Origin of the sequence: Longimicrobium sp., from assembly GCF_035474595.1 — a bacterium.
Taxonomy (GTDB): domain Bacteria; phylum Gemmatimonadota; class Gemmatimonadetes; order Longimicrobiales; family Longimicrobiaceae; genus Longimicrobium.
In genome coordinates, this window is sequence record NZ_DATIND010000075.1 from 1 (window position 1) to 10,851 (window position 10,851).

General features: G+C 71.9%; 12 protein-coding genes. All 12 read left to right on the forward strand.

Annotated elements, in window-relative coordinates; translation table 11 throughout:
* Positions 1-296 precede the first annotated feature (296 nt).
* The 12 genes from hprK to VLK66_RS12860 all read left to right on the forward strand — a co-directional run bounded on the left by hprK (position 297) and on the right by VLK66_RS12860 (position 10,496).
* Positions 297-1,259 carry an HPr(Ser) kinase/phosphatase gene (hprK, locus tag VLK66_RS12805; protein ID WP_325309817.1) on the forward strand — a complete coding sequence of 321 codons (963 nt, stop codon included), beginning with the start codon at positions 297-299 and terminating at the stop codon, positions 1,257-1,259.
* The gene (locus tag VLK66_RS12810; protein ID WP_325309818.1) at positions 1,252-1,668 is read left to right on the forward strand and encodes a hypothetical protein; all 417 of its coding nucleotides are present in this window, start codon (positions 1,252-1,254) and stop codon (positions 1,666-1,668) included. Before hprK ends, VLK66_RS12810 begins: the two co-directional genes overlap by 8 nt.
* Complete coding sequence (locus tag VLK66_RS12815; RefSeq protein WP_325309819.1) at positions 1,649-2,131, forward strand: PTS sugar transporter subunit IIB; 483 nt, start codon at positions 1,649-1,651, stop codon at positions 2,129-2,131. The genes VLK66_RS12810 and VLK66_RS12815 overlap by 20 nt, the downstream gene beginning before the upstream one ends.
* Positions 2,132-2,296: 165 nt before the next feature.
* Positions 2,297-2,974 (forward strand): PTS sugar transporter subunit IIC, encoded by a 678-nt coding sequence (locus VLK66_RS12820; protein ID WP_325309820.1) that lies wholly within the window; start codon positions 2,297-2,299, stop codon positions 2,972-2,974.
* Positions 2,962-3,705 (forward strand): PTS system mannose/fructose/sorbose family transporter subunit IID, encoded by a 744-nt coding sequence (locus tag VLK66_RS12825; RefSeq protein ID WP_325309821.1) that lies wholly within the window; start codon positions 2,962-2,964, stop codon positions 3,703-3,705. The genes VLK66_RS12820 and VLK66_RS12825 overlap by 13 nt, the downstream gene beginning before the upstream one ends.
* A gap of 14 nt (positions 3,706-3,719) precedes the next feature.
* Positions 3,720-3,989, forward strand: a complete 270-nt coding sequence (locus tag VLK66_RS12830) for an HPr family phosphocarrier protein (RefSeq protein ID WP_325309822.1) — start codon at positions 3,720-3,722, stop codon at positions 3,987-3,989.
* Between the two features lie 5 nt (positions 3,990-3,994).
* Entirely contained in the window at positions 3,995-5,782 is a 1,788-nt protein-coding gene (gene ptsP / locus VLK66_RS12835; RefSeq protein ID WP_325309823.1) for a phosphoenolpyruvate--protein phosphotransferase, read from the forward strand.
* 65 nt (positions 5,783-5,847) lie between these two features.
* Positions 5,848-7,032: a methionine adenosyltransferase gene (gene metK, locus VLK66_RS12840; protein WP_325309824.1), complete on the forward strand. Its 1,185-nt coding sequence runs from the start codon at positions 5,848-5,850 to the stop codon at positions 7,030-7,032.
* 497 nt (positions 7,033-7,529) lie between these two features.
* Entirely contained in the window at positions 7,530-8,060 is a 531-nt protein-coding gene (locus VLK66_RS12845) for a bifunctional nuclease family protein (RefSeq protein WP_325309825.1), read from the forward strand.
* 59 nt (positions 8,061-8,119) lie between these two features.
* A complete protein-coding gene (locus tag VLK66_RS12850) occupies positions 8,120-9,061 on the forward strand; it encodes a hypothetical protein (RefSeq protein WP_325309826.1) in 942 nt (313 codons plus the stop codon).
* Between the two features lie 11 nt (positions 9,062-9,072).
* On the forward strand, positions 9,073-9,903 hold the full coding sequence (recO, locus tag VLK66_RS12855; protein WP_325309827.1) for a DNA repair protein RecO: 831 nt from the start codon (positions 9,073-9,075) through the stop codon (positions 9,901-9,903).
* 212 nt (positions 9,904-10,115) lie between these two features.
* Positions 10,116-10,496, forward strand: a complete 381-nt coding sequence (locus VLK66_RS12860; protein WP_325309828.1) for a hypothetical protein — start codon at positions 10,116-10,118, stop codon at positions 10,494-10,496.
* The last annotated feature ends 355 nt before the right edge of the window (positions 10,497-10,851 follow it).

Genomic DNA, 10,851 nt, shown 5'->3' on the forward strand with positions numbered 1-10,851 from the left:
CCCGACTCCCACCGCGAGCACCTCCACCCTCTGATTTCGACGCGACGACTCGGGCTCGTCACCCACTCCCGGCTGTCAGATTTTCGGCCGCCAGAAGTGTCAGACTTTCACCCGGCGTTGACAGCACTCAGCACTCAGCACTCAGCACTCAGCACTTAGGACTTAGGACTTAGGACTTAGGACTTAGGACTTAGGACTTAGGACTTAGGACTTCCCCTTGCCCCCCGCGTGACCGCGTCGCATCCTTCCGCGTCTACCCGGCAAACGAAAACGCGGACGCGAGACGGAGCGGCGGATTGCCTTCCACCCTGACGGTCGACGAGCTGCTGCGCACCAAGAAGGAGCCGCTCGGTCTCGAGCTGCTCACCGACGGGCGCGGGCTGGTCCGCGAGATCCACAACCCCGACATCTCCAGCCCCGGGCTGGTGCTCACCGGCTACAGCGAGCGCTTTCCCAGCGACCGCGTGCAGGTGCTGGGCGAAACCGAGATCTCGTTCCTCGAGTCGCTGGACGACGACCGCCGCACCAGCGCCATCGAGGCGTTCCTTTCCTTCGACATTCCCGTCATCTTCATCACCAAGGGGCAGGCGCCGCCGGAGCCGCTGATCGACGTGGCCAACCGCGTGGGCACCCCGGTGATCCTCTCGGGGCTCAAGACCTCCGAGTTCTACACCCGCATCAAGCCGTTCCTGGAAGAGCGCTTCGCGCCCACCACCACCATGCACGGCTCGCTGGCCGACGTGTACGGCGTGGGGCTGCTCTTCACCGGCACCAGCGGGGTAGGGAAGAGCGAGGCGGTGCTCGACCTGGTGGAGCGCGGGCACCGGCTGGTGGCCGACGACCTGGTGATCGTGTCGCGGCGCGGGCACGAGGTGCTGATCGGGCGCGGGCACGAGCTGCAGCGGCACCACATGGAGATCCGCGGCGTGGGGATCATCGACGTGCACCGCCTGTTCGGCATCCGCGCCATCCGCCAGCAGAAGCGCATCGAGGTGGTGGTGCAGCTGGAGGTGTGGAACGGGAGCGCGACCTACGACCGCACGGGGCTGGATCCCCAGTTCGCCGAGATCCTGGGCGTGCCCGTGCCCAAGGTCACCATCCCGCTGGTGCCGGGAAAGAACATCACCGTGGTCTGCGAGGTGGTGGCGATGAACCACCTGCTGAAGTTCTCGGGCCACGACACCGCCGCGCTGTTCAACCGGCGGCTGCAGGCGCGCATGTCCGGGACCCTGGAGTACCTGGAGGAAGACTATGAGTGAGCCGGTGCGCGGCGTCGTGGTGGCGCACGGGTCGCTGGCGCAGGGGCTGGTGTCGTCGGTCCTGGCCATCAGCGGCGTGGAGGGCGATGCGCTGGTCCCGCTCAGCAACGAGGGGTGCGGCCCCGAGGCGCTGCAGGCCAGCGTCACGGGCGCGCTGGGCGACGAGGGTCCCGCCATCGTCTTCACCGACATGGGAAGCGGAAGCTGCGCCTTCACCGCGCGGCGCATCGCGCTGGAGCGGCCGGGAACGGGGATCGTGACCGGGGTGAACCTGCCCGTGCTGCTGGACTTCGTCTTCCACCGCGAGATGCCGCTGGCCGAGCTGGTGGAGCGGCTGGTGGAGAAGGGGCGCGCGGGGGTCAGCGGCGCCCACCGGGAGGCGGCGGCGCATGCCGATCGTGCTGTTTAGGGTCGACGAACGGCTCATCCACGGCCAGGTGGTGGTGGGCTGGGGCGGCCCGCTCCACGCCGACCGCATCGTGGTGGTGGATGATGATCTCGCGGCCAGCCCGTGGGAGCAGGAGCTGTACTGCCTGGGGGTGCCCCCGGAGATCGAGGCGCGCTTCCTTTCCGTGGCCACCGCGCGCGGCGACCTGCCGGCGTGGAAGGCCGAGCACAAGCGCACCATCGTGCTGGTCCGCGACGTCGCCACCGCGGCCCGGATGGCCGAGGGCGGGCTGCTGGCGGGCGAAGAGGTGAACCTGGGCGGGATCCACCACGCCGAGGGGCGCGCGCGCATCCTCTCGTACCTGCACCTGCGCCCCGAGGAGCGCGGGCAGCTGGACGTGATCGCCGCCGGCGGGGCCGAGGTGTCGGCGCGGGACCTGCCCGCGTCGAAGAAGGTGCCGCTGAAGGAACTGACGCCCGGCTGATACGGACCTTGAGATCGACTGTGCATTCGATACGCGCCCGGAGACGTCATCCTGAGGCCGGCCACGGCGAACCGGTCCACGCACCGGCGGCGGCAGGCCGAAGGATCCATGGCCAGTCGCCACACGTGCGCCGGGAATCACGCACGTCCGTAAAACGGGTATGAGATGATTCCCACCGCCGCGCAGACCGCCGTGCTCGCCCTGCTGGGGGGCCTCGTCGCGCTCGACGGGACCTCGGTGGGGCAGTTCATGGTGTCGCGCCCCTTCGTGGCCGCCGCGCTCGGGGGGCTCGCCGTCGGCCGGCCGATGCTGGGGATCCAGGCGGGGATCGTGCTCGAGGCGCTGCATCTCGCGGTCCTCCCCGTGGGCGCGGCGAAGTACCCCGAGGGGGGCCCGGCCTCGGTGGCCGTGGGCGGCGTCTTCGCCGCCTCGCAGTCGCCCCCCGTCGCCGCGTCGGCCACGCTGCTGGTGGCCGTTCTGGTCGCCCTGGCGCTGGAGTGGGTGGGGGGATACTCGGTGGAGCGGATGCGCCAGTTCAACGTCCGCTTCGCCGGCTCGCCGCCCGAGGGAGTGACGCCGCGGGAGGTGGCGCGGCGCCACCTGACGCCGGTCGCGGTGGACTTCGCGCGCGGCGCGGTGCTGACGCTGGTCGGCGTGGGGGTGCTGGACCTGCTGCTGGGGACGATCGACTTCTCCGGCTTCCCGGAAATCGCTGTCGGAACCGTCGTCCGGCTGGCGGTGGTGGCGGGGGTGGCCTCGGCGCTGCGGCTCTTCGGGCGGGGGAACTACCCGTTCTTCCTGGCGGGCGCGGCGGCCGGGGCGGCGGTGGCATGGCTGAGGTGACGGAGCTGGGCGCGGGGGTGCGCCGGCGCATGCTGCTGCGCTCCTTCGCCGTGCAGGGGAGCTGGAATTACCAGACGCTGATCGGCACGGGGCTGGCGTTCATCCTGAGTCCCGCGCTGCGGCGGGTGCACGCGGGCGACGACGAGGCGCTGCGGCGGGCGCTGGGGCGGCACACCGAGCTCTTCAACAGCCACCCGTACCTGGCCGCCGTGGCCGCGGGCGCCATCGCCCGGCTGGAGGCCGAGCGCGTGCCGCCGGAAACGGTGGCGCGCTTCAAGGCCGCCGTCCGTGGGTCGCTCGGGACGCTCGGCGACCGCCTGGTGTGGCTGATGTGGCGGCCGATGTCGGTGCTGCTGGGCGTCTCCCTCGTCCTCGCCGGGGCCGCCTGGTGGGTGGGGGCGCTCGCCTTCCTGCTGGTGTTCAACGCGCTGCACCTGTGGATGCGCGCGTGGGGCCTCAGGACGGGGCTGCGCGACGGGCTGCGGATCGGCGGCACGCTGCGCGGCGTTCCCTTCCAGCGCATGGGCGACCGCGCCGCGCAGGCGGGGGCGCTGCTGGCCGGGCTGGCCGCGGCGCTGGCGGCGGCGCCGAAGGGCTCGCACGCCTGGGAGTGGGCCGCGGGCGCCGCCGCGGCCGTGCTGGGGGTGGCGCTGGGCCGCCGCGTGCGCGCCGCCGCCGCCGTGGCCATGGTTGTCGCGCTGATCGCGGGGCTGGTCCTCGCACGCACCTGATACCGCCGGGACGGATGGAAACGAGCAGCGAAGTGCAGATCGTGAACAAGTACGGCCTCCACGCGCGCCCCGCCGCGGAGTTCGTGAAGCTGGCCAACCGCTTTGCCGCCGACGTCTGGATCCGCAAGGAAGACGTGGAGGTGAGCGGGAAGAGCATCATGGGGGTGATGATGCTGGCGGCCGAGTGCGGCAGCACCGTGCAGATCCGCGCCGCGGGCGACGACTCGCAGGCGGCGGTGGACGCGCTGGTGCAGCTCATCCAGAACCGGTTCGGAGAGGACTGACGCCCGTGAGCCTGGTCCGCGACGGGATCCCGGCCGCGCCGGGAATCGTCATCGCCCCCGCGCGCGTGCTGCGCTGGGAGGTGCCGCGCGTGCCGCACGGCGCCACGGTGGCGCCCGAGCGCGTGGAAGACGAGGTCGTCCGCTTCCTGGACGCCTGCGAGTGGGCCAAGGGGCGCATCCGCGAGCTGATGGAGCGCACCGCGAAGAAGATGGGCGAGGTGGAGGCCCAGATCTTCGAGCCGCAGCTGCTGATGCTCGAGGACGCCGACCTGGTGCAGGGAACGCTCGGCTACATCCGCGAGAACCACCTGAGCGCCGAGCGCGCCTTCGAGTGGCGGGTGCTGGAGTGGGAGTCGGCCCTCTCGCACTCCTCCCACCCCATGGTGCTGGACCGGCTGAACGACCTGGCCGACGTGCAGAACCGCGTGCAGCGGCGCCTGATGTCGCTTCCCGACCCCGACATCGGGTCGCGCGCGGCCGAGCACAAGCACGTGATCCTGGTGGCCCGCGAGCTCACGCCGTCGCTCACCGTGCAGCTGGACCCCGAGCACGTCATCGGCATCGCCACCGACCTGGGCACGCGCACCTCGCACTCGTCCATCCTGGCGCGCTCGCTCGACATCCCCTGCGTCGTGTCGCTGGGCGACCTGTCGGAGCAGGTGAGGGACGGGCAGGAGGTGATCCTGGACGGGCGCACGGGGCGGGTGATCGTGGACCCCAGCGCCGACGAGCAGCAGGCCTACCGCGAGCGCGACTTCGCGGTGCGCGAGTGGGAGCAGGAGCTGGTGCTGCTGGCCCATCTCCCGTCCCGGACCCGCGACGGGGTGGGGCTGGAGCTGCGCAGCAACATCGACCTTCCCGGCGAGGCCACCAGCGCCCGCAACCACGGCGCCTGCGGCATCGGCCTGTACCGCACCGAGTTCCTGGTGGTGGGCCGCAACACCGCGCCGGGCGAAGACGAGCAGTACCGCGCGTACCGGGCCGTGGCCGAGGCCTTCCCGGCGCACCCGGTGATCATCCGCACCTTCGACCTGGGCGGCGACAAGTTCCCGGCGTTCCTGCACATGGCGCCCGAGGAGAACCCCTTCCTGGGGTGGCGCGCCATCCGCGTCTGCCTCGATGAGCCGGCCATCTTCCGCACCCAGCTGCGCGCGCTGCTCCGGGCCATGAAGCACGGCGACGTGCGCATCATGCTCCCGCTCATCAACGACATCTCCGAGGTGGAGCAGACGCGCCGGCTGATCGAGGAGTCGCGCGAGCAGCTGGCCGCCGAGGGGCACGAGGTGCCGGAGACGTACAGCCTGGGGGCGATGATCGAGACGCCGGCCGCGGCGCTCAGCGCGCCCGAGCTGGCGCGGCACGTGGACTTCTTCTCCATCGGCACCAACGACCTGGTGCAGTACACGCTGGCCGTGGACCGCGGCAACTCGCGCCTGGCCAAGCTCTACAACCCCTTCCACCCCGCCGTGGTGCGGCTGATGGACATGACCGCGCGCGCCGGCCGCGAGGCGGGGATCGAGGTGGGCGTGTGCGGCGAGGTGGCGGCCAACCCGGTCGCCGCGTTCATGCTCATCGGGATGCGGGTGAGCTCGCTCTCGGTGGGCCCCGCGTCGCTGGCCGAGATCAAGAAGGTCATCCGCTCGGTCTCGTTCGCCGAGGCCGAGGCCGCGGTGGCCGAGGCGGTGCGCGCGCCCACCCCCGACGCGGTGCTGAGGGCGCTCACCAGCCGGCTGGGGGCGGCGCTCGACCTCTCCAAGTTCGCCGGGCCGTGGAGCTTGTCGGGGTCCGGCTGACGCGGTATCTTCCCGCCGCAAGCGAACTTCCGCCACACACACGCATCTCCCCGGACAGATACCCGATGGCCCGCCGCCAGCTCTTCACCTCGGAGTCGGTCACCGAGGGGCACCCCGACAAGATCGCCGACCAGATCAGCGACGCCGTTCTCGACGCCATCCTGGCCGACGACCCCACGGGGCGCGTGGCCTGCGAGACGCTGGTGACCACCGGCGTGGCCGTGGTGGCCGGCGAGATCACCACCTCCACCTACGTCGACATTCCCTCCATCGTCCGCGGGACGCTGAAGGGGATCGGCTACACCGACGCCCAGTACGGCATCGACGCGCACACCTGCGCGGTGATGACCACCATCGACCGGCAGAGCCCCGACATCGCGCAGGGGGTGGACACCGGCGGCGCGGGCGACCAGGGGATGATGTTCGGCTACGCGACCGACGAGAACGACGCGCTGATGCCGACCCCCATCCTGCTGGCCCACCGCATGGCCGAGCGGCTGGCGGCGGTGCGCAAGGACGGCACGCTGGCCTGGCTGCGCCCCGACGGGAAGACGCAGGTCTCGGTGGAGTACGAGGGCGACCGCCCGGTGTGCGTGGACACGGTGGTGGTCTCCACGCAGCACGACCCCGAGGCCACGCAGGACGAGATCCGGCAGGGGGTGATCGAGCAGGTGATCACCCCGTCGCTCCCGGAAGGGCTGTTCGACCCGGAGAAGACCACGATCCACGTGAACCCCACCGGCCGCTTCGTGATCGGCGGGCCCCACGGCGACGCGGGGCTCACCGGGCGCAAGATCATCGTGGACACCTACGGCGGGATGGGGCGCCACGGCGGCGGCGCGTTCAGCGGCAAGGACCCCACCAAGGTGGACCGCAGCGCCGCGTACGCCGCGCGCTGGGCGGCCAAGCACGTGGTGGCCGCCGGTCTCGCCCGCCGCTGCGAGATCCAGCTGGCCTACGCGATCGGCGTGGCCCAGCCCGTGTCGGTGCGCGTGGACACCTTCGGCACCGCGCAGGTGGACGAGGAGATGATCGAGAACGCGCTGCGCGAGGTGTTCGACTTCACGCCCAAGGGGATCATCCAGTCCTTGGGCCTGCGCACCCCGATCTACCGCCCGACCGCCGCGTACGGCCACTTCGGCCGCACCTCCGAGATGTCGCAGAACGGCAGGGGCGAGGTGAAGCTCTTCCCCTGGGAGGAGACGCCGCGGGTGGACGATCTGCGCACCGCGGCGAAGGCGGGGTCGTAGGGCGATAGGGGACAGGGACAGGGGACAGGGGCGCTCGACGGTTTTCGGTGCGCGCGCCCGGCATCGCGCCCTCTCCGTCCGGCTGAGGCCGTCCACCTCTCCCGTACCGGGAGAGGTCGCTGAACCGGCATCCCGGCACGACCGGAGCATCCGCGCAACCAGAGTTCGCAGGCCGCGTGGAGGGTGCGGCAGCCCCCCTCGCCCGGTACGGGAGAGGGCGAGCGCTCTAAGGCGCGGGGAGAGGGCGGCGCGAGCGCTTCGGAGACGCGACGATCCCGGGCGTCCACATCCCCCGAAGTCGTCCTTGAGCCGGAAGGGAAGACGCCCCGATCCCGCCCTTCGCCGCTACCACCCGCGCGGAACATTCCCTGCGGTCGGTCGTATCGGCGGGCGGGGCGGAATCCTCAGGCATCGACACACCAGGCCGGGTGGGTGAGGCGGCGAACGCGAGCGAGCGGACAGCGCCATCCCACCCCATTGCTTGCACGGCGGGACCGATGATCAAGGTACGGGTACAGAGCCTGGGGCTCGACCAGAACACCAAGTCGCCGGTCGTCATCCTCCAGGAGGAGGAGGGCGACCGCGTTCTGCCCATCTGGATCGGCCCCGCCGAGGCCAGCGCCATCGCCATGGAGCTGGCGGGGATGAAGTTCGCCCGCCCGCTCACGCACGACCTTTTCCCGTCCATCATCAACGGGCTGGGCGGCCACCTCACGCGCGTCCTCATCACCCGCGTGCAGGACAACACCTACTTCGCCGAGCTGGTCATCCAGCGCGGCGAGGAACTGTTCACCGTGGACGCGCGCCCGTCGGACTCCATCGCCATCGCGCTGCGCACGCGCGCGCAGCTGTTCGCGGGCGACGAGCTGCTGACCACCGCCGCGTTCGAGATCGCCCCTCCCGAGGCGGGCGACGACGTTCCCGGCGGCGAGGTGGAGCTGCCGCCCGGCGCGGGGCTGACCTCCGAGGAGCTGAAGGAGTACCTGCGCCGCCTGAATCCCGAAGACCTGGGCCGCTTCAACCCGTGATCCCGCTCCGCCGACTCCGCGAGGCGGCCCGCCCCCCGGCGGCTCGCCTCGCGCTCGTTTTGCTCGCCGCGCTCGCACTCGCCGCGCCGCTCGCCGCCCAGCGCGTGCTGAACGGCCGCGTGGTGAAGGCGGGCCGGGGCGCGCCCGGCGTGCGCGTGCAGCTGCACCGCGTGACCCGCGACACCCGCGGCCAGATCGACAGCACCGTCTCCGCCGCCGGCGGCCGCTTTTCCATCCCCCTGCCGCCCGACGACCCGGCCGCGGGGTTCACCGTCTTCTTCGCCACGGCCATCGCCGACGGGGTGCGCTACTTCGGCCCCGCCGTGCACCCCGAGGACCCGGCCGCGCAGTACGCCATCACCGTCTACGACACCACCTCGTCGGCGGCGCTGGCCGACTCGGTGCGGGTGAGCCGCCGCGACGTGTTCCTGGCGCCCAACATGGACGGGAGCATGGAAGTCGGCGAGATCGTGCGCCTGCGCAACCCGTCCGCCCGCACCCTGGTCGCCGAGCCGAAGCCGCTCCTCTCCATCGCCCTCCCGCCGGGGAGCGACGCCTTCGAGGCGGGCGAGGGCGACCGGGCCGACAGCGCGAAGGTGACCTTCGGGGGGATGGTGCGGATGGGGGATAAAGCGTGGTTCACGCAGCCGCTGATCCCCGGCGACCGCGAGTTCTTCTTCCGCTACAAGCTTCCCGCGAACGTGAAGCGGATGCCGGTGGCGCTCGGCCGTCCGACCGACACGCTGTTCGTGTACGTGCGCGAGCCCGCGCCCGACGTGAAAGCGCGCGGCCTGGGCAGCGGCGCGCCGTACAGCGTGCAGGGAGAGAACTTCACCCGCTACCTGGCGACGGGGCTGCGCGCGGGCGCGGCGCCGGCGCTGGACTGGCGCGGGCCCCAGCCGCCGCCGGTGGACCCGCGCTGGCTGGCGCTGGGGATCGCGGGCGCCATCCTCGCCGGCGGCGCCGTGTACGCCGCGCGGCGGGGGCGCACGGCGGGGTAGGGGAGGCCGCCGTGGCGCTGGTGAGCACGCGCGCGCTGGTGCTGCAGGCGTTCCCGTACAGCGAGACCAGCAAGATCCTGCGCCTGTATACGTGGGACCACGGCCTGGTGTCGGTGATCGCCAAGGGCGCGCTGCGGCCGAAGAGCCGGTACGGCGGGGTGCTGGAGCCCTTCACCGAGGGAACCGCCACCTTCTACCACCGCTACGGCCGCGACCTGCACACGCTCGGCGGCTTCGACCTGCTGCGCAGCCGGCAGGCGCTGGGCCGCTCTCTCGTGGGCTTCGCGGGCGCCTCGCTCCTGTCCGAGGTGGTGATGCGCACGGGGACGGAGGAGCCGCACCCCGACCTGTACCACGCCCTGGCGGATGCCTGGGACCTGGTGGCGGAGGCGCGCGGGCCGGAGCAGGCGCTGGCGGCGTCGCTCACGGGCGCGTGGTCGCTGATCGTGCTGCTGGGGTTCGAGCCGCAGGCGGGCGCGTGCATCCACTGCGGCCGCGTCCTGGACCCGGACGAGCCCGTGCGCTTCGATGCGATGGCGGGCGGGGCGGCGTGCACGGGGTGCAGGCGGGCGGGGCGCGTGCTGGACGCGGAGAGCCGGGCGGAGCTGCGGCGGATGCTGGCGGGCCACGTGCCCGAGGGGGGCGTGGCCCGGCCGGGGACGCACCGCGCGCTGCTCAAGGCGTTCCTGGAGGCGCAGCTGGCGCAGGATCGGCCGTTCCGCTCGCTGGAGCTGTTCCTGGAGAGCGCCGGCACCGTGCCGGGCGCACCGGCGGAGGTGGTGGACGAGGCAGAGGAAGACGGGGAGAGTCCGCAAACGAATGTCGCACCGGACCTTGCTTGACCCCGCGCGTGCGGCGCGGGTATGTTGACCGCACATCCAACGGCAGGGCCCCGCTTACGGAGGAGCATACCACGTACGAAACCTGGTGAACAGAAAGGGTGCTGATGCTGCGTGCACCATCTGTTCTGCTCCTCTTGTGGCTCATCTGCGGCGGCTCCCCTCCCGGCGTTCGTGCGCAGGGCAACACCGGCCCCCAGTCCCGCGGATTCCGGGTGGAGCAGAACTATCCCGAGCCTGCAAATCCCGACACCTACATCCCCTTCGTACTGGAGGAGCGGATCTTTGCGGCTGGTGAGCCCAAGCTGGTCACCATCCGCATCGTGAACATGCTGGGCCAGCTGGTGGCCATCCCCCGTGCCGTGGGGCATCCCCGCGGCAGCAACGTGCCGGTGCTCAACCTGCGCTACACCGAGCCCGGCCGAAAGCAGGCCTACTGGGACGGCCGCGACCTCCAGGGGCAGCGGGTTCCCACCGCGGTGTACTTCGCGGTCCTGCAGGTGGGGGACCAGGTGGAGTACTGGCGGTTCAGCGTAACGGCGCCGCGGCGAAGGTCGCGCATCTTCCCGTTCTTCCGCCGCCGCGGAGACGACTAGGCCGGTTCGATGCTTCTCGCACGAGGAGCGCTCGAGCCGGCCTTTGTCGTTCGAGGGGCGTGGGAGGGGGGGCAGCGCTGGATGACGGAGGGGAGGGTCCTGAGGCAGGCGGGCTTTTACGGCGCCCGCTGCGCGGGGCCCCTCACCCCCCGGCCCCCTCTCCCGCAAACTGCGCGGGAGAGGGGGAGAACTTCATCGTGCGAGGCAGGCGTCCGGCACGGGCGAGGGCCCCCTCCCCCCGGCCCCCTCCCCCGCTTCGCGGGCAGGAGGGGGAGAACTGCGCGGATCGAGATCCGGGCGACGCGCGGGATGCTCGTCGAAGTTTACACCCCCTCCCGCGCAGTTTGCGGGAGGG